Below are 20,518 nucleotides of genomic sequence, written 5' to 3' on the forward strand. Positions count from 1 at the left end.
ACAGTTGCTTTCGCAGCGGATCGGGATGTAGCGCAGCTTGGTAGCGCGCTTCGTTCGGGACGAAGAGGTCGCAGGTTCAAATCCTGTCATCCCGACCAAACACGAAAATGGCGCCGAGAAATCGGCGCCATTTTTGTTTGCTCAAATGAGGGCAAAAGGAAACCCCCGGGGCCTGGCTCGTCACGCCCCGGGGGTTTCTTCTCTACACTGGATTTACATAGGATCCGGCCAGTTGCCAATGGACATCGGCGTGTACGTGGTGTCCGCTGACTTGGTTGGCGCCGCCACGCGCATGGGATCAGGCCAGTTGCCGATTGCGCTGACCGTGCTGGAGTCTCCTGCCGAAGCGGCGGAGACGACTGCGGGAGCCGCGACTGCCAGCGACAGCGCGCCTGCCAAAGCCGCTGAAGCGATGATTTTCTTGAACATGGTATTTCCCCAATGCGAGTCGGATTCGTTACGGAAATTGCGTGGTCCCTGTTGACATACATTGTAAAATGTTTTCCACAGAGACTGTCAAGGTTTTGGTCAAAAGACACCTGTAGGAGGGGACCCGTGGGAAACGGATTCGGCGAGAAGCTACGTGCCGAACGGCTCGAACGTGGGTTAACGCAGGCCGAGCTCGGCAAAAACCTGTATTCGCCCAGCTACATTTCGCTGCTGGAGACGGGACGGAGGGAACCCACCGCCGAGGTCATCGAAGAGCTGGCACGGCGGTTGGAGCTCGCCCCCAAGGCCTTGGAAGCGTGGAGCCAACCTGTTTCCGTCAGCGACGCCGAGTACGTCCTCGCCGGCCTCTACGCCAGGCAAGCCTGGGACCTTCGCGATTACCAACTCGCAGCCAGCCACGCCGCAACCGCAGCGCAGATCGCCCTTGAAGCCAAGAACAACAGTGCTTGGTGGAACATGACCTACATGCAGGCCGAGTGCGTGATGAAGCAAGGCCAGCTGAAGGAATGCCAGCAGATTGTTGAGCACCTCCTGGAACATCCCATGGCCACCGAATCTGCAGGTCTCGGAGTACGGGCCTGGCAGATGCTTGCCGCTGTGTGCCACGGACAAGGTCAGCTGGCCACCGCCGTCGAGCACGCAAAGCAAGCAGTCAAGCTGTGTGAGCAGCTGCCCAAGGGCTCAACGCTGATTATCGGCGCGCACCGCGCGCTGATCGGTGCCCTCGCAGAGAGCGGCAAGCTGGACGAGGCATGGACGTACTGCCTGGCCATGATCGATCACATGGACGAGCACTCCATGTCGCAGCTGGCCGGCGAGGTCGCGTGGGTCGTGGGCAACGTAGCGTTCATGCGCCACGACTACGTGGAAGGCATCAAGCACCACGAACGTGCGGCCAAGCTCCTCTCCCCCGCCAACGACATCGAGCTGTGGGCCCGGTTCAATAAGGCTTCCGCTGCTGTGCGGTTGTCCTCCGGGATTGTGGAGCCGGAAACACTGTCCGCCATTGAGCGTGCGGAATTGGCCCTGTCGATCGTGGGCGGCAACAAGACGGATCAGCTGGAGGTCGCGTTCATCCGCGCCCGCTGGCTCTATCTGACCGGCGACATCCTTGCGGCCGTAGAGAAACTCCGCGAAATCTATGCCGACCGCAAGGTTTTGGCCCGGCATACTGCAGGCGAGGTCTCGCTGCTGCTTGGCAAGTCCTTGAAAGCGGCCGGCGAAACCACCGAGGCACTGCATTACCTGGAAGAAGCCCAACACGACTTCAGTGCGGCGGGAGCCTCTGACCGGGTTCAGCAAGCCATGGACGCGGTCCTGGAGATCCGGCTGGCCGAGCGACGCGCCGCCGCAACGCACCCGGAGCCCTCGCAGGCCTGATTAACCCAAACAGGTCGCAGTAAAGCGCGCTTTGAGGGGTCAAAACGAGCCTTACTGCGACTCAGTTGGACGGGCTTACGCGAAGGTGCGGCCCGTGAGCTTTTCGTAGGCTTCGACGTAGCGGGCGCGGGTGCGCTCAACAACATCGGCGGGAAGAGCCGGCGGCGGGGTGTCCGAGGACTTGTCCCAGCCCGATTCCGCCGAGGTCAACCAGTCGCGGACGTATTGCTTGTCGTACGACGGCTGGGACTGGCCCGGCGCGTACGTTGCTGCATCCCAGAAACGCGAAGAATCCGGGGTGAGGACCTCGTCGCCCAGCGTGATGATGCCAGTGGCTGCGTCGATCCCGAACTCCACCTTGGTATCGGCAAGGATAATGCCGCGTTCGCGTGCGATCTCCTCGGCACGGGTGTAGATCTTCAACGTGAGTTCGCTCAGGCGGGCGGCGATGTCGTCACCCACCATGGCCACGACGTCGTCGTAGGTGATGTTCTCGTCGTGCTCGCCAACCTCAGCCTTAGCAGAGGGGGTGAAAAGTGCCTTCTCCAAACGCGAACCGTCAACCAGGCCGTCCGGCAGCGGGATCTCACAGACTGTCCCGGATTTCTTGTACTCAGCCAGGCCGGAGCCGGTGAGGTAGCCGCGGGCGATGCACTCCACCGGGAACATGTCCAGCTTCTTGCAGATCATGGCACGGCCCTCAACCTCGGCCGGGACGCCACCCTCAACGGTCGAAGCGAGGACGTGGTGCTCAACCTCCAGCTGGTCGAACCACCACAGGCTCAGCTGGGTCAGGACCCGGCCCTTGTCCGGAATTTCGCTGCTCAGGACGTGGTCGTAAGCGCTGATGCGGTCACTGGCGACCACCAGCACGCATTCCTGGCCTACTTTTTCGGTGATGGACTCATCGGCCGGGACATAGAGGTCACGAACCTTGCCGGAGTAGACGTGCGTCCAACCGGGAAGCTGCAGGGTTTCGGTTTCCAGGCCGCCCGTGGGAAGGGAATCAGTCATGGGTCAGGCCTTCACTTTCGGGATGGTTCCGGTGCCCGCGTAGGGAACCCGGATTTCGCCGCGGGCGGCTTTGCCTGCGATGTCCGTGCGGAACTGCGAGCCTTCAAGCTGAACCAGCTCCACGCCGTCGTACGCTTTTTCGCGGGCTTCCACCAGATCGGAACCGAGCGCAACAACGGCCAGGACACGGCCGCCGGCGGAAACCACCTTGCCCTCATCATCCAGTTTGGTGCCGGCGTGGACCACGTGGACGCCGTCCAGTTCGTCAACCTTTTTCAGGCCACGGATCCGGTCGCCTGTGCGGGGCGCGTCCGGATAGTTTTCGGCAGCAACGACGACGGCGACTGCCGTGTCCTTGGACCAGCGCAGCTCTTCGGCGGTGTCCAGTTCGCCCTTGGCAGCTGCCAGCAGCAGCGCACCGAGCGGGGTCTTGAGGCGGGCCAGGACTGCCTGGGTTTCGGGGTCGCCGAAGCGGACGTTGAATTCGATGACGCGGGTGCCACGGGAGGTCAGGGCCAGACCGCAGTACAACACGCCGATGAAGGGCGTGCCGCGGCGGGCCATCTCGTCCACGGTGGGCTGCGCCACGCGGTCGATGACTTCCTGGACCAGGCCCTCGGGAGCCCACTCAAGCGGGGTGTACGCACCCATGCCACCGGTGTTGGGACCCTCGTCGTTGTCGAAGATGCGCTTGAAGTCCTGCGCCGGGGACAACGGAACGGTGGTGCGGCCGTCGCACAGCACGAACAGGGAAACTTCGGGGCCGTCAAGGAATTCCTCGATGACCACGGTTCCACCGGCGTCGAAGCAGGCCTGGGCGTGTGCCAGTGCTTCGTCGCGGTCGTTGGTGACAACCACACCCTTGCCGGCAGCCAGACCGTCGTCCTTGACCACATGCGGGGCACCGAAAGTGTCCAGGGCGTCAGCGGCTTCCTCTGCGTTGGTGGCAACGCGGGCCATGGCCGTGGGGACGTTGGCTTCGGCCATGATCTGCTTGGCGAAAGCCTTGGAGGCCTCCAGCTGGGCCGCTTCCTTGCTGGGACCGAACACCGGAATGCCGGCCTCACGGACGGCGTCGGAAACACCGGCAGCCAGGGGCGCCTCGGGGCCAACGACCACCAGGTCCACGCCCAGCTTGGTGGCGAGGGCGGACACGGCTTCCGGGTTGTTCCCGTCAATCGCGTGCGTGGGAACGAGTTTGCTGATGCCCGCGTTGCCCGGGGCCGCGTGGACCTCCGAAACGTTCGGGTCTTCAAGCAGAGAGCGGACAATGGCGTGTTCGCGGCCGCCTGGGCCAATGACGAGTACCTTCACGGCTTCAAGGGTACTTTGTGAAGGGCGAGCATCCTAAGCTGTGTCACGCACCGGACCACGAGAGAACCCCAGTAACCGCGGCGCCCCATAGACTTACTGCATGCCAATGAGTTCGCACGAAACGTTCAACGTAGACTCCGCAGTGGAACTGGCAGTGATCGAACGCAGCGGCTTCATCGAGTCCCGGCATGTTGGTGCTGCCGTGGTCCTCGCCGGTGATGGTTCCGTGGTGACCCGGCTGGGTGACATCGATGCCCCCGTCTTCGCCCGCTCCACACTCAAACCTTTCCAGGCGTTGGCTTCCATGCAGTCCGGCGTCCCGCTGCGTGGCGCGCAGGTGGCAGTGGCGTGCGGTAGCCACACCGGGTCCCTGGAACACATGGATGTGGTGGAAGGGATGCTCAAGGCCGCCGGAGTCCGCGAGGAGAACCTGCACTGCCCCACAGCGTGGCCGCAGGATGAGACGGCCCGTAACTGGCTGGTACGCTCCGAGCGGGGCCAATCCAAGCTCGCTTTCAATTGCTCCGGCAAGCACGCAGCCTTCCTGTGGGCTTGCACCGAGAACGGCTGGGACCTCCGCAGCTACCTCGAACCGAACCACCCGCTCCAGCAGCGCGTTCGTTCCGTCATTGAGGAATACAGCGAAGAGACGATCTCCCATCTGGGCATCGATGGGTGCGGCGCGCCGGTAGCAGCGTTGTCGCTCACCGGTCTTGCGCGCGCCTACTCCAAGCTGGCAAAGTCGCCCGGCGACTCCTCTTCCAACGCCCGTGCAGCCACCATCGCCACGTCCATGCTGGATTACCCCTGGGCCGTTCAAGGCAAAGGCGAGTCCAACACGGTGGTCATGGAGGAACTTGAAGTCCTGGCAAAGATCGGCGCAGAGGGCGTCCTTGTCCTGGCAACGCCCACCGGCGCCACCGTGGCGGTCAAGGTTCTGGACGGCAATCTCCGTGCCACCACCCTGGTGGGGCTGACGCTGCTTGCCGTCAGCGGAGCAGTGGACATCCCGGCGGTTTCCAACGTCCTGGAACGCGTAGTGGAGCCGGTGCTCGGCGGCGGACGTGCGGTAGGCAGGATCCGCCTGGGCCATGCCGTCTCCGCACTGCTCGACTAACCCGCACAGGATAAGGACATACCCATGGCTGTTGCACGACGCCGAGTCAACATCGAGGACGGCCGCGCCGCCCTGGCAACCTGGCAAACCGCCGTCGAACGTTCCGAAACCGCCGGTGGGACAACCGCCGACGCCGGGACGCCGCCGTCGCGCCCGTTGATTGCGACGGCGGTCCGCTACTCGCTGGAGGAAGTCACCGCCCGCGCGCCCGGCAATTCGGTGGAAGTCCGGGTGCCGCCGTTTGGCGTGACCCAGTGCGTTGAAGGGCCCCGCCACACCCGCGGTACTCCCCCGAACGTCATTGAGTGCGACGCCGACACCTGGCTTTCGCTGGTGACGGGCCGGATCTCGTGGGCGGACGCCGTATCGTCGCACAAAGTGACAGCCTCGGGTTTGCGGGCCGACCTGTCCGGCTTGCTGCCCCTTTAAACGGCGATGCCCCCCGGAGCTTTCCGGAGGGCATCACCATTCACGTCAGTCAGGGCAGATCGGGTCCTGTGATTTGCCCGGCTTGCTCATCTCGAATTGCGGTATCTCATCGGAGGTCGGGCCGCCGCGGAATTTCGGCGACGGGTTCTGGCCGCTGCTGATGCGTTCCAGTTCCTGTTGCGCAAAGACGTCTTCCTTGCCGAGCATGATGGCGGTGTCCTCATTGGTGATCTCACCGTTGAACGCACGGACCATGACGCTGCGGTCGAACTGGCCTTCCCATTTGGCGACGACGAACGTTGCCACACAGTTGCCGAGGAGGTTCACGACGACGCGCATGGAGTCCATGAGGCGGTCCGCTCCAAGGAGAAGAGCGACACCGGCCACCGGGAAGATGCCCAAGGCCGCAGCGGTCGCCGAGAGTGCCAGGAACGACGAGCCCGGGACGCCTGCCATTCCCTTGGAGGTAAGGAGCAGCACGCCAAGGGCAGCCAACTGCTGGCCGAGGTCCAGGTTATGGCCGAATGCCTGGGCCAGGAACAGCAGCGAAATCGAAAGGTAGATTGCGGCGCCGTCGAGGTTGAACGAATATCCGGTGGGAACGACCAGGCCGGTGGTTGCCCGTGAGCAGCCGGCGTTGGTCAGCTTGGTCATGATGCGCGGCATGACGGCTTCAGTGGATGCCGTGCCAAGTGCCAGCAGGAATTCTTCGCGGGTGTACTTGAGGAACTGCCACAGCGGAACCCGCGCGAAGCCCCACGCCACCAGGAACAGCAACCCGATGAAGATGATCGCCGCTCCGTAGCACGATGCGATCAACAGTGCGTACGTTCCCAGAGTCCCCACACCGTACTGGCCGATGATGAAGGCCATGGCACCAAAGGCACCGATCGGGGCCACCCTCATGATCCAGGACATGATCTTGAAGATCAGCTCCAGGACCGTCTCCATGAGGCTGATGACCGGCAGGCACCGTTCCCGGCCGATGACGACGATTGCAGCGCCGAAGAAGACGGAGAAGAACAGCACCTGGAGCAGGCTGTTGTTGGCGAAGGCGCCGATGACGCTCGAAGGAATGACGTCAAGGATGAAGGCGGCCGCGTCCTTGGGGACCGCGTGGCCGGTCTTGGCGTCGAGCGCTTCCTGGGAAAGCGTTGAGGGATCGATATTCAGCCCGGCACCCGGCTGGACGATGTTTCCTACGATGAGCCCGAAAACGAGGGCGAAAAGCGTGGCGCCGGTGAAGTACAGGAGCGCCTTGACCCCAACCCTTCCGACCGCCTTGACGTCGCCCACTGCCGAGATTCCCGTGACGATCACGAGGAAGATCAGCGGGGCGATGATCATTTTGATGAGTTGAATGAATCCATCACCCAGTGGCCGGAGGGCGGACCCGATGGTCGGCCAAAAATGACCGATGAGCACACCTGCGACGACGGCGATCAGAATTTGAAAAAAGAGCGACTGGTACAGCCGCTTTTTCTTCTGCGGGGCCGAACTCGCCTTCAGCGCCGCGGAGTCTGGGATCTTCATTGATCTGAACCAATCAGTTTGGGAACAGCCCCTCGTTTTGGGGGGATGTTTTCAATGTAAGCCGGGTCACATCATTCCGCAAGGGGAAAATGCGTTTCCATATTATGGAAGTCACATTCGGTTGGAAGGCTCCGGGATCCGGGCCTCCACCACCTTGTTTGGGCGCAGAAAAGCCCGCGACACACTCCTCCTCAGGCGTGTCCCGGGCATTCAAAAGCAAAGTGGGTGGGGCCGGTACATCCGCTCCCCCGGCGGGCGCTCCTAACTCGCTAGCCGCGGCCCACGAACGGCATGCCGGCTGCGGTGACCACCAGTGATCCGACACTGGCCGACGCCGGCATGTTGGCCATCATCAGCACGGCACGGGCCGCGTCGTCCACCGGGAACATCGGCTCCACCTTGCGGCTACCGTCGGCCTGCAGGGCTCCCGATCCGACACCAATCGTGTCCATGATCTCGGTCCGGGTATTGCCGATGTCGATCTGACCGCACGTAATGCCAAAAGCCCGCCCATCGAGCTCAATGCTCTTGGTGAGGCCGGTCATCGCGTGCTTCGTGACCGTGTACGCCACGGACCGCGGCCTGGGCGAATGGGCCGAGATGGACCCGTTGTTGATGATCCGCCCGCCCTGCGGTTCCTGGGCTTTCATGGTGCGTACCGCTTCAGCCGCGCACAGCATGGAACCGGTGACATTGACCCTCAGGGTCGCTTCCCATTCGTCCACGTCAATCTCGCCGACGTCGCCGGCAGGGCCAAAAATGCCTGCGTTATTGAACAGCACATCAACCCGGCCCCAGCGCTGGCGAACCGCCGCGAAAAGGCGGGCGACGTCGTCGGGCACTGTCACGTCGCACGGAACCGCCAGCGCCTCCGGGTGGCCGCCCGCGCTTTCGATCAACTGGGCTTCACGACGGCCGGCCAGCGCCACCCGGTAGCCTTCGGCGAGCATGAGACGGGCGACCGCACGCCCAATACCGGAACCGGCCCCGGTGACGACGGCGACCCTTGAGTCTGCGGGCAGGCTGGAGTCAGTCATGTAGTTGCCTTTCGGGAGATACTGTGGGCAGCGTCAGCGTGCGGTTTCTTGCTGGTCTGCTGAATGCTGGGCTGCCGAATGCTGGGCTGCAGTTATCGGCCAGCCTATGACAGTCTTGGGGCGCGGCGTGGCGTAGGTTCGCACCTTGGATGTGGACAGGCCGAGGCGGACCAGTGACTCCGCGATGGTGACGGCCGAAGCGACACCGTCCACGACGGGAACACCGGTGCGCTGCCGGATCTGCTCGTCCAGCCCCGCCATACCCCCGCAGCCAAGGACGATGACCTCGGCCTTGTCGTTGCGGACGGCTTCTTCGGCCTGGCTAACGATCGCTTCAACGGCGCGCTCGGGGTACTCCTCGAGTTCCAGCACAGCCATGCCGCTGGCCCGGACCGAAGCGCAGCGCGCATCCAGGCCGGCAAGCTTGAGGCGGTCCTCGATCAGCGGCACCGCGCGATCAAGGGTGGTGACCACCGAATATTTGTGGCCGAGGAACATCGCCGTACTGGCAGCGGCTTCGGTGATGTCGACGACGGGCACGTCCAGGAGTTCCTGCAGGCCTTCGCGGCCGTGTTCGCCATAGCCGGCCTGGATGACGGCGTCGAACGGTTCAGGATAGTTGACCACGGCATCCATGACGGCGATTGCTGCAAGGTAGCTCTCAAAATTGCCTTCACAGGAATCGGCGCCGAAGCGGGGCGTAATCCCGATGATCTCGGTGCCCGGAGCAGCCGCTGCCCGCGCCTGGGCAGCGATGGAGTCTGTCATGGACTGGGTGGTGTTGACGTTTGCGACAAGGATGCGCATGGAAATCCTCTCAACGGCGACACCCACCCCCGGGCAACTGGAGCGAAGTCCGGTTGTCGGCGAGGGTGGGCTTGGCCTTGGTGCTGGGTTGCTAGTGAGTGCTGGCGATTTTGCTAGTGGGTGCTGGCGACGGCGATCGGCTCACCGGACACGTCGTCGTGAAGTTGCTTCCTGTCAGCAACGGCGAAGAACGTCAGGGCGCCGACGCCTGCTCCGATGAACCACGCGAACGGTGCTGCAGGTGCCAGCGCCGGGATGAATGCGATGGCAACGGCGATGGCAGCGGCCGGAATCAGGGCGATGATGGCCCTGGGATTCACGCCGCGCTTGTAGAAGTAGGCACCCTTGGGATCATCGGTGTACAGCTCGGGGACGTTGACCTTGCCCCGGCGGACCAGCCAGTAGTCGGCCATGATGACTCCGAACAGCGGGCCGAGCAAGGCGCCAAGTCCGCCCAGGAAGTAGACGATCACGATCGGGTTGTTGTAAAGGTTCCAGGGCAGGATGACCAGGCCGATGGTGCCGCTGACCCACGCTGCCTTACGGAAGTTCAGGTGCCGCGGGAAGAGGTTGGTCAGCGCGTACACCGGGGCCACGAAGTTGGCCATCAGGTTCACGGCCACGGTCAGGATGAGCAAGGCCAGGCAGGCCAACACCAGCAGGAGCGTGTTGGGGATGCTCTGGACAATGTCCGACGGGCTTTCGATGACCGTGCCGTTGATCTTGTACTGCCCGCCGGCCATGACCACCACAATGGCGCCGAAGACCAGCATGTTGATGGGGATGCCCCAGAAGTTGCCCTTGACGATCGACTTCCTGGTGGTGGAAGAACGGGTGAAGTCGCAGAAGTTCAGCACGAAGGTTCCGTAAATCGACACCCACAGGGCTCCGCCGGCGAAAATGGTCAACCACATTTCGCCGCCTTCGAGCCCCTTGATTCCGGACCACTGGATGGCTCCGCCGGCCTCGACGAAGACCCACACGGCGATCGCGGCCATGGTGACCAGAATGACGGGACCAGCGAACGCCTCGTACTTACGGATCATTTCCATGCCGAAGCTCACGATGACCAGCTGGACGATCCACAGGGCGACGAAGGAGAACCACCCCAAGGTGGAAAGCCCCAGGATGGAGTTGCTGTCCAGGTCCTTCAGGCCCGGTGCCATGGCAACGAGCATGACGCGCAGGACCACGGATGCCAGGTAGGTCTGGATTCCGAACCACGCCACGGCAACGGCGCCGCGGATCAGGCTGGCAATCTGTGCACCCCGGATGCCGAAACTGATGCGGCTCATGACAGGGAAGGGGACGCCGGTCTTCTGGCCCATGAACCCCGAGAAGTTCAAGAGGGCAAAAAGGAGGACGGCACCGATTCCCAGTGCCACCAGGATCTGCCAGCCACCGAGTCCAAGCGAGAAAAGACCAATGGCGAAAGCATAGTTACCCAGGCTGTGGACGTCGTTGGCCCAGAGGGTGAAGATGCTGTAACTGGTCCACTTACGGCCTTTGGCCTTGGTGGGAGCGAGATCAATGTTGTAAAGGCTGGGGCTGATGGTACGGCCTGATGCTTCGGACGCAATTGCACACAATTCTGTATTGCCAACTGCACGATGGTTGGGGCCACCCTGCGGTTCGTCCGGAGTCTCAGTGACGCCGACTGATGAAGTCGTCTGCATCGTGGATCTCCACTTCGTACTGCTTCCGCATTACGGAAACAAGTTATTGAATAGTGAAAACACTCTATGACGCAGGTCACTCGCGGTCAAGACGTTTCCGATGTAGGCAGGGTCACATTTGGTTGCCTGGCGGCGGGTTTACCAGTTGACTGTTGCGGACAGGCGATCCGTGTTGACGCTGCCGACCAGTAGACGTAATCTCGAATTGCAGAATTTTATTCTCACAATACGAAATTCCTTGAGCGCCCCCACAGAGCAAGCGCCCATACATTCAATGAAGAGAGGTTGGACGTGTCTGTAGGAGAAGAGACCTCACACATCCTCAGCGGGTTGACTGCCCAGCTGCCTGATCGTGATCCGGAAGAGACTGCTGAGTGGATTGAGTCCCTTGATGCGTTGATCGCCGAGCAGGGTACTGAGCGTGCGCAGTTCATTATGCGGTCGTTGTTGCAGCGTGCTGGTGCCCGGTCGGTGGGTGTGCCGATGGTGACGACCACTGATTATGTGAACACGATCCCGGTGGACCAGGAAGCGCCGTTCCCGGGGAACGAGGAGTTCGAGCGCCGGTATCGGGCGTATATGCGGTGGAACGCTGCGGTGATGGTTCATCGTGCGCAGCGCTCCGATATTGGTGTGGGTGGGCATATTTCCACTTATGCCGGTGCCGCGACCCTGTATGAGGTGGGGTTCAACCACTTCTTCCGCGGTAAGGACCACCCTTCGGGCGGGGACCAGGTGTTCTTCCAAGGTCACGCGTCCCCGGGGATGTACGCCAGGGCGTTCATGGAAGGCCGCCTGAGCGAAGAGGACCTGGACGGGTTCCGTCAGGAGAAGTCCAAGGCCGGGCACGCCCTGTCCTCGTACCCGCACCCGCGCCTGATGCCTGATTTCTGGGAGTTCCCGACCGTGTCGATGGGTATCGGCCCGATGAACGCGATCTACCAGGCCCAGTCCAACCGGTACCTGCAGAACCGTGGGATCAAGGACACCTCGGACCAGCAGGTCTGGGCGTTCCTTGGTGACGGGGAAATGGACGAGCCCGAGTCCCGTGGCCTGCTCCAGCTCGCCGCGAACGAGAACCTGGACAACCTGAACTTCGTGGTCAACTGCAACCTCCAGCGCCTGGACGGTCCCGTCCGCGGTAACGGCAAGATCATGCAGGAACTCGAAGCGTTCTTCCGCGGTGCGGGCTGGAACGTGATCAAGGTCGTCTGGGGCCGGGAGTGGGACTCCCTGCTCGAGGCCGACACCGACGGGGCGTTGGTGAAAATCATGAACGAAACCCCCGATGGTGACTACCAAACCTACAAAGCCGAGTCCGGCGGGTTCGTGCGGGAACACTTCTTCGGGAAGAACCCGGCCACCAAGGACATGGTCGCGGACCTGACCGACGAACAGATCTGGGGCCTCAAACGCGGCGGCCACGACTACCGCAAGGTCTACGCCGCCTATAAGGCAGCGGTCGAGTTCAAGGGCAAACCCACCGTGATCCTGGCCAAAACCGTCAAGGGCTACGGACTCGGACCCCACTTCGAGGGCCGCAACGCGACCCACCAAATGAAGAAACTGACCATGGAAGACCTCAAAGCCTTCCGTGACCACCTCCGGATCCCCATCAGCGACGAACAACTCGACGCGGACCTCTACCGGCCCCCGTACTACCACCCCGGCATGGACGCCCCGGAAATCCAATACCTCATGGAACGCCGGGCAGAACTCGGCGGGTTCGTCCCCGAACGCCGCCGCACCCACACCCCCGTGACCCTGCCCGACGCGAAATCCTACGACGTCGCCAAACGCGGCTCCGGGAAACAACAAGCCGCGACCACCATGGCCTTCGTGAGGCTCCTCAAAGACCTCATGCGCGACAAAAACTTCGGCGCACGCTTCGTGCCCGTCGTCCCGGACGAATCCCGGACCTTCGGCATGGACGCGTTCTTCCCGACCGCGAAAATCTACAACCCCAAAGGCCAGAACTACCTCTCCGTGGACCGCGACCTCGTCCTGGCCTACAAAGAATCACCCGCCGGACAACTGATCCACCCCGGCATCAACGAAGCCGGAGCCGTCGCAGCGTTCACCGCCGCCGGAACCTCCTACGCCACCCACGGCGAACCCCTGGTCCCGATCTACGTGTTCTACTCCATGTTCGGCTTCCAACGCACCGGCGATTCCTTCTGGGCCGCAGCAGACCAAATGACCCGCGGATTCATCATCGGCGCCACCGCAGGACGAACCACCCTCACCGGCGAAGGACTCCAACACGCCGACGGGCACTCCCCCATCCTGGCCTCCACCAACCCCGCCGTGCGCACCTACGACCCCGCCTACGGCTACGAAATCGGCCACATCATCCGCCACGGACTCGAACAAATGTACGGCGACGCATCAGACGACAACAACGTGATGTACTACCTCACCGTCTACAACGAACCCATCACCCAACCCGCGGAACCCGAAAACCTCGACACCACCGCACTGATCAAGGGCATCTACCACCTCGCCCACGCCCCCGAAGGACCCACCAACCGGCCCACCGCGCAAATCCTCGCCTCCGGCGTCTCCGTCCCCTGGGCCCTCGAAGCCCAACGGATCCTCGCCGAAGACTGGAACGTCGCAGCCGACGTCTGGTCCGTGACCTCCTGGAACGAACTCCGACGCGACGGACTCGCCGCCGAAGACCACGCCTTCCTCAACCCCGGCCAACCCGCACCCACCCCCTTCATCACCGAACAACTCGCAGGCACCACCGGACCCGTCATCGCCGTCACCGACTACATGAAAGCCGTCCCCGACCAAATCCGCCAATACATCCCCAACGACTTCGCATCCCTCGGAGCAGACGGCTTCGGCTTCTCCGACACCCGCCAAGCCGCACGCCGCTACTTCAAAAACGACACCCACTCCATCGTCGCCAAAACCCTGCAGATGCTGGCGGCGAGGGGCGAAGTCGAGGAGGGCGCGCCGTCGTACGCCATTGACCGGTACAAGCTGCTTGACGTGAACGCCGGCACCACCGGGGGCGCGGGCGGCGACGCCTAACACCCCACAAAAACAACAATCGGCGGCAGTGTTCATGATGAACACTGCCGCCGATTGTCGTGTCCGAACCGGACGGGCAACGTCAGGTGCCCAGGTTCCTCCGGTCGACCACAAAGCCTGTAGCCGCGTTCTCGCGGACGGCGTTGATACCGGCTACCACGGCTTTGAGGTTCGGAAATTGTGGTGACACTGCCACTACCGTGCCATCGTCGGCCGTGAGCCGGAACCGGAATGAATTATTATCTGCTTTGAGAATTTCGAAAGTGCCCGCCATGATTCCCGTCCTTAACGCGTCGTTGCGTCCTCGAGCTGACTTCATAACTCCCTCATCGACCCTAACGGCCATTTCGCGGGGCCAAAAGCCCTACTCATCAGTAGTTTGAAACCGATATTGGTAGATCAAATGGAAAGCACTTCAGGAGCTAGAGACCGCATGCATGGCCGCGCGTATGGTGAGGATATGACTCCATCCGAGACGCCCACCACGGGCGTCCTGCTCGCTGCGGGCGCCGGCACCCGCTTGGGGCGCGGCCCCAAAGCGCTGCTGCCCTTCCGTGGGCGCACGCTGGTGGAAGTACTCGCCGACACCCTTTTCGACGGCGGCTGCAGCGAAGTGGTGGTGGTTCTCGGAGCCGAAGCCGAGAACGTTCGGAACAGTACAGACCTGGGTGCGCACACCGTCGTCGAAAACCAGAATTGGGCCAAGGGGATGGCCGGTTCCTTCCGCGCGGGCATCGAAGCGGCAGCCCTTGGGAACAACATCATGGTGGCTTTGGTGGATCAGCCCGGGCTTACGCTGACAGCGGTGAGCAGGTTGCTGGGCAGCCATCGTCCAGGGCGGGTCACCGCAGCCGCCTACCCTGACGAGTCAGGAAGGCTGAAGCGCGGGCACCCGGTCATATTCGACGTCGGGCTTCGCGGGCAGGCCGCCGAGGCCGCCAATGGCGACACCGGCGCGCGTGCATTCCTCAAGGCGCATCCGGGCCTGGTGGACCTGGTGGACTGCAGCGATTTGTGCTCGGGTAAGGACTTGGACACCAAGGATCAACTGCATCTTCTGGACGGATAGCGGCAGGTACATTGGGTGCATGATCCGCATCGAAACAGACGATCCTGCACGCCCGGACGTCCACCAGCTCCTCAGTGAACACCTGGCAGACATGTTCGCCACTTCCCCTGCGGAAAGCGTCCATGCGCTGGATCATGCCGCGTTGTCCCACGAGTCCATCACGTTCTGGACTGCCCGGGAGGATGGACAACTCCTGGGATCCGGTGCCTTGAAAGACCACGACGGTGGACTGGCCGAGATCAAGTCCATGCGCACCACGGCCAGCGCCCGCGGCCGGGGCGTGGCGACACTGATGCTGGAACACATCGTCGCCGACGCCCGAAACCGCGGGTACCAGCGGCTGTGCCTGGAAACGGGTACCGAGGATTACTTCGCCCCGGCACGGCGTCTGTATCAAAGGCACGGCTTTACGGAGTGCGGGCCCTTTGCGGAGTACACCCTGGACCCGAACAGCGTCTTCATGGAGCTGCCCCTCTAACCCGATTGGGCAGGCGGGCTACACGGAGGCTGGGCTACGGTCGCGGAGCGCCAGGTAGATCTTGTCCCGGGCGATGGGCAGCTCACCGAAACGGATCCCGGTAGCGTTGCGGATGGCATTGGCGAGCGCCGGTGCCACAGGATTGAACGGGCTCTCGCTCATGGACTTGGCGCCGAGCGGACCCGTGCTGTCATTGGTGGTGGCGAAGTAGACCTCACTCCTCGGTACATCCGCGAACGATGGAATGTGATACTGCCGCAGGATGTCTGTGGTGACTCGACCGGCGTCGTCCACTTTCACTTCCTCGTACAGCACCGCACCGAGGGCCTGTGCGATCCCGCCCTCGATCTGCCCACGGCACTGCCGCGGGTTGACCACCACACCGGCGTCGGCGGCCTGCACGCTCTGCAGGATCCGCAGCTCACCGGTCCCCGTGTTTACGGCAACCCGGAAGCCGTGGACGTTGAATGCCACCGAGCGCGGCGTTCCTTCCCAGTTGCCGTCGGTGGCGAGCCGGACGCCTTGCAGCCGGGCGGCGTCGACGATGTCCGTCATCTGCACGGTACGATCGCCGCACTGGACAGCGCCATCCACCAACCGGCAGTCCGCCAGCGCCACCCCTGTGAGCGAGGCCGCGACTGTCTGGATGCGGGTGGCCAGTTCCAGCGCCGCGCCGAGCGTCGCCTTGCCGGCAACCACCGTTCCCGCGGAGCCGAACGCACCGGTGTCGTGCTCCACCAGATCGGTATCGGACTGGCGCACGGTCACCTTGGACGCTGAGGTCGCCAACGCCGTGGCCGCCAGCTGCGCGTGCACCGTGGTGGTGCCGTTCCCGAATTCGGCAGTACCGACGTCGACGGCGAACCGGCCGTCCGCTTCCAGGCTCACCCGGGTGTGGGCGAAGTGGCCGCGGGGCGGGACGGTGTCGATCATGGACAGGGCCGAACCCTCTCCCACCACCCACTCCGGGCCGAGGTCATCAAGGCCGGCGGCCCGGTATCGTTCCTTCCCGCGGTCCAGGGCGTCGCGCACCAAGGCGATGCACTGATCCAGGCCGTAGCTGCCGTAGTGGACGTCTTCTTCGGGTTCCGGGGTTGTGGAGAGCATGTGGTCACCGGGGCGGACCATGTTCTTCAGCCGGAACTCCAGGGGATCCATGCCGATACCCACGGCCAGCTCATCAATCGCCGACTCGATGGCAAAGATCATCTGGCTCAGCCCGTAGCCACGGAAGGCCCCGGCGGGAACCGTGTTGGTGTAGACGGCGTGGGCGTCCACTTTCTTGTTCACGCACTTGTACACGCCCAACGACTCCCCGCAGCCGTGGAACATCACGCCGGGAGCGTGGTTTCCGTAGGCGCCGGTGTTGGTCAGGACGTTCAACTGCAGGGCCGTCAGGTATCCGTCCTTGTTGGCACCGGCTTTGAGGTGGATGGTGAAGGGGTGGCGGGTGGTGGTTGCCGTGAACTGCTCGGTCCGTGTGAACTCCAACTGCACGGGACGCTTCAGTGCGAGAGTCGCCAAAGCCACTAAATCTTCGGTGAGTACTTCCTGCTTTCCACCAAAACCACCTCCGACCCGGCCTGCCACCACACGTACGGTCTCCGGTGCCAGGTTGAACAACCTGCTCAACGTCCGCTTCACCAGGAACGGGACCTGGGTGGAGGAACGGACAACCAAACGGCCTTCCTCATCGAGCCAGGAGATGGACGAATGGGTTTCCATGGCTACGTGCTGCACCCGCTGGGTCTTGTATGTGTGCTCGTGGATGTAGTCCGCGGCGGCGAAGCCATCCTCCACGCTGCCCAGTTCCGCATGAACCTCGGCCACAACGTTCTGGAGTGGCCTGGAAATGCGGGACTCGGCTCCGTCTTTCTCGCCGTGAATCGCCGGGGCACCGGGAAGGATGGCTTCCTGGGGTGTGAAAACGGGTTCAAGGATCTCGTACTCCACGGCCAATGCACGTGCTCCGGCTTCGGCCGCTCCCACGGATTCGGCCACCACCGCGGCCACTCGCTGCCCGATGAACCGCACCACATTGTCCAGGACTCGGGTGTCATCGGGGTCGTCGGTGTAATTCTCATGTTGGGCCGTGGAGAAGAGCTGCTGCGGTGCGTCCTCGTACGTGAACACTGCAACTACGCCCGGCACCGCCAACGCCGGGGCCTTGTCAATGGAAACGATCCGGGCGTGCGGATGCGGCGAGCGCGCCACTTTGAGGTGCAGCAAGCCGGGGAGTTGCTCCGCCGGAACATCCAAGGCATACCGGGCGGTTCCCGTGATCACGGCGTCGCTTGCCAGGGCGGGAACGTTATCGCCAAGTTGGCCGGGGGTCGCCTCCACAGCAGCAGGCGACTTTGCCCCTGAAACGTCCGCTCCGGCGTCGTGCGTGTGATCAGCGCCGTGGCCACAGACTGCGTCCGCAATGGAGCGGTAGCCGGTGCATCGGCACAGGTTTCCCTTCAGGTTCCGGGGCAGGTTGGCGCGTTGCTCGTCGTCGAAGGTCGCGGCGGTCATCATCATGCCTGCGGTACAGAAACCGCACTGGAAACCCTGCCCCGCGTTGAACTGCTCCTGCACAGGGTGGAGCTGTCCGTCCTTGGCGAGGCCCTCGATGGTGGTGACCGCCTTGCCTTCGGCGCGGACGGCCGGGTAGATGCAGCTGTGCACGGGAGCTCCGTCGACGTGGACGGTGCACGCTCCGCAGTCGCCGCCGTCGCAGCCCTTCTTGACGCCGAAGTTGCCCTCCTCCCGCAGGAAGGTGCGCAGGCATTGGCCTGGACGGGGTGTGGCCTGCGAAGCAGCGCCGTTGATCTCAATTGCCATGGGAGGCCTCCTTCTGGGTGCCTGGGATGTCGGGTTGCGTGGACGGCTGGGGCGACGTGGCATGCGGCGGCCAGAAATCGCCGGAGACAGTCATCGACTCGTCCATCAACTCCGCGCGTATCTCCTCCGCCAGCTTCAGCGTCATGTCACGGCGCCAGGCCGGCAAACCGTGGATATCGTCGTGGTAGAGCGGCCAGGGAATGGAATGTTCGACGGCGTCGGCCAGCGTCCGCGCGTCCGGAACCTTCCCGGCCGGGAACCTGAGCTGCACCGGGCGCTTGGTCGAAGCAGTCACCGTGATGACCAAGCCGAAGACGGGATCGAGCCTGCCAATCAGCAGTACACCGGAGCGGCCAAGGTTGCTCAGCGACAAGCGCCTGAATGCTACGCGCGCCGAGAGTGCCTCGGCGGGGAGATGGATGCTGCGGAGCAACTCCCCCGGGGCCAGGACGGTTTGCATATCGCCGGTCACAAAGTCGGCAACCGGGACCGTGCGGCTGGAACCGTCCGGGCTGAGGATGGTGGCGACGCCGTCGAGTCCGGCGCATAGCGACGTCATGGGTCCTGCGGGTAAGCCCGTGCAGATGTTGCCGCCCACAGTGGACATGTTCCAGATTTTGAAGGACGCCACGAACGAGTCGCAGCTGGGCCGGATCAGAGCCAGCCCGGGCCATTCGCGGTGGGCTGCTTCTTCGCTGGCCGGCAAGGCGTAGAGCTCGGCCACGGTGCAGGTGGCAGCCAGTTCGATACCGTCGTCGGTCACGGTCACAGCGGGCCAGTTGGCTTCGCCGAGGTCGAGGAGCCGTTTGAGGACGGTGCTTCCGTAGGAGAAAAGGACCGTGCCGCCGGCGAGCCAGGCATCGCCGTCGCGCCACAGGGCCGGGTCCGTCGTGGGCACCACGGCCTCGATGGTGTTCATGTCCATGGGTCCTCCTGGGTGAGGTGTTGAGGTGCTGGGTGAATCGGGCCGGTGCCGTCTTTGAGGGACGGGAAACCGGGTGTGCTGTGCGCTTCGCGGGTTCCGGGTCCGCGCTCCGCGATGATCTCGGCCGTAATGGAGACCGCCACCTCTGCTGGTGTCACGGCACCAAGGGTCAGGCCGATGGGTGAGTGCAGCCGCGCCAAGGACTCTGAGGAAGTGCCTGCCTCGAGGAGGGCATCGACCCGTTGGCGGTGGCTCCGGCGCGAACCCATCGCGCCAACGTAGGCCAGGTTGAGGAGGAGGGCAGTCTCCAGCAAGGGGATGTCGAACTTGGGATCGTGGGTCAGGACGCAGACCACGGTCCGGGAGTCGATCCGTCCCGCTGCGGCCTCTGCTTCGAGGTAGCGGTGGGGCCAGTCCGTCACCACCTGGTCGGCTCCGGCGAAGCGACTTTGTTGAGTGAAGGCCGGCCGGGCGTCGCACAATGTGACGTCGTAGCCAAGCAGTTGTCCAGCGGGAAGCAACGCGGCACCAAAGTCGTTGGCGCCAAAGACCAGCATCCTCGCTGCCGGCAACCTGCTTTCGACCAACAAGGTGATGGGTTGAGGTTCGTCCTTTTCCCGGGGCGGCGCAGCCAACCTCTCGGTTGTTACCCACCCATCGATGCAGCCCTCGGGCGGGGCCAGCCGGACCAGGCCTGCGCGGCCCCCTTGGAGGAGGGGCTCCACTTGGGCGGCTGCCGCGAAAAGGGTAGCCGGGTGGTCCCCGACCAGTCTGGCCAGTTCCTCCGATTCCATGGCACGGAACCGTGAGGGATCATCCACCACCATGACTCCACCACCGGCATCAAGGCGGCGGATGAGTGCGCCAGGGCGTCGGGTTTCGGCCAGCATCGAGAGTTCGGGCGAGCCTTCCTGCAGCGGCTGGATGTGGACTTCCAGTTCCCCTCCACAGGTGAGTCCCACCGCGAACGCGTCCTCGGGACTGAAGCCGAAGGACTCAAGGCGGGGGCCGCCGTCGCGCATTGCCTCCAAGGCCGCTTCCACCACGGCACCCTCCACGCAGCCGCCGGACAAGCTGCCCAAAATTTCGCCGTGTTCGGAGACCATCATGGACGTCCCCAAGGGCCGCGGCACGGAGCCGCCGGTCCCTACGATCGTGGCCACAGCGCATCGTTGGCCGGAGACCGCCGTCCGCCAGCCGCCCAGTGAAGGCATCAGATCCAGCATGGCAACACATCCTTATTCCAGGTGTCCGTGCCGGGTGGCCCGGCCGGAGCAGTGCGCGATCTTGCCCCATGTTCTCATTCGCAGAGGCTGTTGAGGGGCAGTCGCGGCTGTTCGGTAAAAGTTCAGTCAGTAAGAGTTCATAGGAACGGGGGCAAGGGCTTCATCTCCCTGCCCCCGTTCCCTGACGGAGCACCG

General features: G+C 63.5%; 17 protein-coding genes and 1 tRNA gene. 7 read left to right on the forward strand and 11 right to left on the reverse strand.

What is annotated here, in order from left to right:
* Nucleotides 1–21 precede the first annotated feature (21 nt).
* Nucleotides 22–98, forward strand: a tRNA-Pro gene (locus LRQ04_RS02590).
* Between the two features lie 115 nt (nucleotides 99–213).
* Here the strand turns inward: LRQ04_RS02590 and LRQ04_RS02595 are convergent.
* Nucleotides 214–429 carry a hypothetical protein gene (locus LRQ04_RS02595; protein WP_211710492.1) on the reverse strand — a complete coding sequence of 72 codons (216 nt, stop codon included), beginning with the start codon at nucleotides 427–429 and terminating at the stop codon, nucleotides 214–216.
* Between the two features lie 126 nt (nucleotides 430–555).
* Here LRQ04_RS02595 and LRQ04_RS02600 point away from each other — a divergent pair, with 126 nt between their 5' ends.
* A complete protein-coding gene (locus LRQ04_RS02600) occupies nucleotides 556–1,830 on the forward strand; it encodes a helix-turn-helix transcriptional regulator (protein ID WP_235517433.1) in 1,275 nt (424 codons plus the stop codon).
* A gap of 75 nt (nucleotides 1,831–1,905) precedes the next feature.
* Here the strand turns inward: LRQ04_RS02600 and LRQ04_RS02605 are convergent, their stop codons facing one another.
* Both LRQ04_RS02605 and purD read right to left on the reverse strand, forming a co-directional pair.
* Nucleotides 1,906–2,844: a phosphoribosylaminoimidazolesuccinocarboxamide synthase gene (locus tag LRQ04_RS02605; protein WP_235517434.1), complete on the reverse strand. Its 939-nt coding sequence runs from the start codon at nucleotides 2,842–2,844 to the stop codon at nucleotides 1,906–1,908.
* Between the two features lie 3 nt (nucleotides 2,845–2,847).
* Nucleotides 2,848–4,158, reverse strand: coding sequence for a phosphoribosylamine--glycine ligase (gene purD, locus LRQ04_RS02610; RefSeq protein ID WP_235517435.1), 1,311 nt, complete (start codon nucleotides 4,156–4,158; stop codon nucleotides 2,848–2,850).
* Between the two features lie 100 nt (nucleotides 4,159–4,258).
* Between purD and LRQ04_RS02615 the strand changes: the two genes are divergently transcribed.
* Complete coding sequence (locus tag LRQ04_RS02615) at nucleotides 4,259–5,275, forward strand: asparaginase (protein WP_235517436.1); 1,017 nt, start codon at nucleotides 4,259–4,261, stop codon at nucleotides 5,273–5,275.
* A 24-nt stretch (nucleotides 5,276–5,299) separates the two neighbouring features.
* Complete coding sequence (locus LRQ04_RS02620) at nucleotides 5,300–5,704, forward strand: sterol carrier family protein (RefSeq protein ID WP_235517437.1); 405 nt, start codon at nucleotides 5,300–5,302, stop codon at nucleotides 5,702–5,704.
* Nucleotides 5,705–5,749: 45 nt separating this feature from the next.
* Here LRQ04_RS02620 and LRQ04_RS02625 read toward each other — a convergent pair whose 3' ends face one another.
* From LRQ04_RS02625 to LRQ04_RS02640, 4 genes are all read right to left on the reverse strand, one after another.
* Entirely contained in the window at nucleotides 5,750–7,237 is a 1,488-nt protein-coding gene (locus tag LRQ04_RS02625; RefSeq protein ID WP_235517439.1) for a cation:dicarboxylate symporter family transporter, read from the reverse strand.
* Between the two features lie 269 nt (nucleotides 7,238–7,506).
* The gene (locus LRQ04_RS02630) at nucleotides 7,507–8,274 is read right to left on the reverse strand and encodes an SDR family oxidoreductase (RefSeq protein ID WP_235517441.1); all 768 of its coding nucleotides are present in this window, start codon (nucleotides 8,272–8,274) and stop codon (nucleotides 7,507–7,509) included.
* 33 nt (nucleotides 8,275–8,307) lie between these two features.
* Entirely contained in the window at nucleotides 8,308–9,081 is a 774-nt protein-coding gene (locus tag LRQ04_RS02635) for an aspartate/glutamate racemase family protein (RefSeq protein WP_235517444.1), read from the reverse strand.
* 113 nt (nucleotides 9,082–9,194) lie between these two features.
* The gene (locus LRQ04_RS02640) at nucleotides 9,195–10,757 is read right to left on the reverse strand and encodes an NCS1 family nucleobase:cation symporter-1 (RefSeq protein WP_235517446.1); all 1,563 of its coding nucleotides are present in this window, start codon (nucleotides 10,755–10,757) and stop codon (nucleotides 9,195–9,197) included.
* A gap of 291 nt (nucleotides 10,758–11,048) precedes the next feature.
* Between LRQ04_RS02640 and aceE the strand changes: the two genes are divergently transcribed.
* Nucleotides 11,049–13,799, forward strand: a complete 2,751-nt coding sequence (gene aceE / locus LRQ04_RS02645) for a pyruvate dehydrogenase (acetyl-transferring), homodimeric type (protein WP_235517448.1) — start codon at nucleotides 11,049–11,051, stop codon at nucleotides 13,797–13,799.
* Nucleotides 13,800–13,881: 82 nt separating this feature from the next.
* Here aceE and LRQ04_RS02650 read toward each other — a convergent pair whose 3' ends face one another.
* Complete coding sequence (locus LRQ04_RS02650) at nucleotides 13,882–14,073, reverse strand: DUF1508 domain-containing protein (protein ID WP_235517449.1); 192 nt, start codon at nucleotides 14,071–14,073, stop codon at nucleotides 13,882–13,884.
* A gap of 159 nt (nucleotides 14,074–14,232) precedes the next feature.
* Here LRQ04_RS02650 and nboR point away from each other — a divergent pair, with 159 nt between their 5' ends.
* Complete coding sequence (nboR, locus tag LRQ04_RS02655; RefSeq protein ID WP_235518633.1) at nucleotides 14,233–14,868, forward strand: nicotine blue oxidoreductase; 636 nt, start codon at nucleotides 14,233–14,235, stop codon at nucleotides 14,866–14,868.
* Between the two features lie 19 nt (nucleotides 14,869–14,887).
* Nucleotides 14,888–15,346 carry a GNAT family N-acetyltransferase gene (locus tag LRQ04_RS02660; protein ID WP_235517451.1) on the forward strand — a complete coding sequence of 153 codons (459 nt, stop codon included), beginning with the start codon at nucleotides 14,888–14,890 and terminating at the stop codon, nucleotides 15,344–15,346.
* Between the two features lie 18 nt (nucleotides 15,347–15,364).
* Here the strand turns inward: LRQ04_RS02660 and LRQ04_RS02665 are convergent, their stop codons facing one another.
* The 3 genes from LRQ04_RS02665 to LRQ04_RS02675 are packed head-to-tail and all read right to left on the reverse strand — an operon-like array spanning nucleotide 15,365 to nucleotide 20,323.
* Entirely contained in the window at nucleotides 15,365–18,172 is a 2,808-nt protein-coding gene (locus LRQ04_RS02665) for a molybdopterin-dependent oxidoreductase (RefSeq protein WP_235517453.1), read from the reverse strand.
* Nucleotides 18,162–19,097 carry a xanthine dehydrogenase family protein subunit M gene (locus LRQ04_RS02670; protein ID WP_235517454.1) on the reverse strand — a complete coding sequence of 312 codons (936 nt, stop codon included), beginning with the start codon at nucleotides 19,095–19,097 and terminating at the stop codon, nucleotides 18,162–18,164. Before LRQ04_RS02670 ends, LRQ04_RS02665 begins: the two co-directional genes overlap by 11 nt.
* Nucleotides 19,088–20,323, reverse strand: coding sequence for an XdhC family protein (locus LRQ04_RS02675; RefSeq protein WP_235517455.1), 1,236 nt, complete (start codon nucleotides 20,321–20,323; stop codon nucleotides 19,088–19,090). Before LRQ04_RS02675 ends, LRQ04_RS02670 begins: the two co-directional genes overlap by 10 nt.
* Nucleotides 20,324–20,518: the final 195 nt, after the last annotated feature.

The organism is Paenarthrobacter sp. AR 02 (assembly GCF_021538675.1).
Taxonomy (GTDB): Bacteria; Actinomycetota; Actinomycetes; order Actinomycetales; family Micrococcaceae; genus Arthrobacter.

What these genes read in the sequence shown, in the direction of transcription:
- LRQ04_RS02595 (WP_211710492.1), bottom strand. Translation starts at nt 429, where the DNA reads ATGTTCAAGAAAATCATCGCTTCAGCGGCTTTGGCAGGCGCGCTGTCG.
- LRQ04_RS02605 (WP_235517434.1), bottom strand. Translation starts at nt 2,844, where the DNA reads ATGACTGATTCCCTTCCCACGGGCGGCCTGGAAACCGAAACCCTGCAG.
- LRQ04_RS02615 (WP_235517436.1), top strand. Translation starts at nt 4,259, where the DNA reads ATGCCAATGAGTTCGCACGAAACGTTCAACGTAGACTCCGCAGTGGAA.
- LRQ04_RS02620 (WP_235517437.1), top strand. Translation starts at nt 5,300, where the DNA reads ATGGCTGTTGCACGACGCCGAGTCAACATCGAGGACGGCCGCGCCGCC.
- LRQ04_RS02625 (WP_235517439.1), bottom strand. Translation starts at nt 7,237, where the DNA reads ATGAAGATCCCAGACTCCGCGGCGCTGAAGGCGAGTTCGGCCCCGCAG.
- LRQ04_RS02630 (WP_235517441.1), bottom strand. Translation starts at nt 8,274, where the DNA reads ATGACTGACTCCAGCCTGCCCGCAGACTCAAGGGTCGCCGTCGTCACC.
- LRQ04_RS02635 (WP_235517444.1), bottom strand. Translation starts at nt 9,081, where the DNA reads ATGCGCATCCTTGTCGCAAACGTCAACACCACCCAGTCCATGACAGAC.
- LRQ04_RS02640 (WP_235517446.1), bottom strand. Translation starts at nt 10,757, where the DNA reads ATGCAGACGACTTCATCAGTCGGCGTCACTGAGACTCCGGACGAACCG.
- LRQ04_RS02650 (WP_235517449.1), bottom strand. Translation starts at nt 14,073, where the DNA reads ATGGCGGGCACTTTCGAAATTCTCAAAGCAGATAATAATTCATTCCGG.
- nboR (WP_235518633.1), top strand. Translation starts at nt 14,233, where the DNA reads ATGCATGGCCGCGCGTATGGTGAGGATATGACTCCATCCGAGACGCCC.
- LRQ04_RS02660 (WP_235517451.1), top strand. Translation starts at nt 14,888, where the DNA reads ATGATCCGCATCGAAACAGACGATCCTGCACGCCCGGACGTCCACCAG.
- LRQ04_RS02665 (WP_235517453.1), bottom strand. Translation starts at nt 18,172, where the DNA reads ATGGCAATTGAGATCAACGGCGCTGCTTCGCAGGCCACACCCCGTCCA.
- LRQ04_RS02670 (WP_235517454.1), bottom strand. Translation starts at nt 19,097, where the DNA reads ATGGACATGAACACCATCGAGGCCGTGGTGCCCACGACGGACCCGGCC.
- LRQ04_RS02675 (WP_235517455.1), bottom strand. Translation starts at nt 20,323, where the DNA reads ATGCTGGATCTGATGCCTTCACTGGGCGGCTGGCGGACGGCGGTCTCC.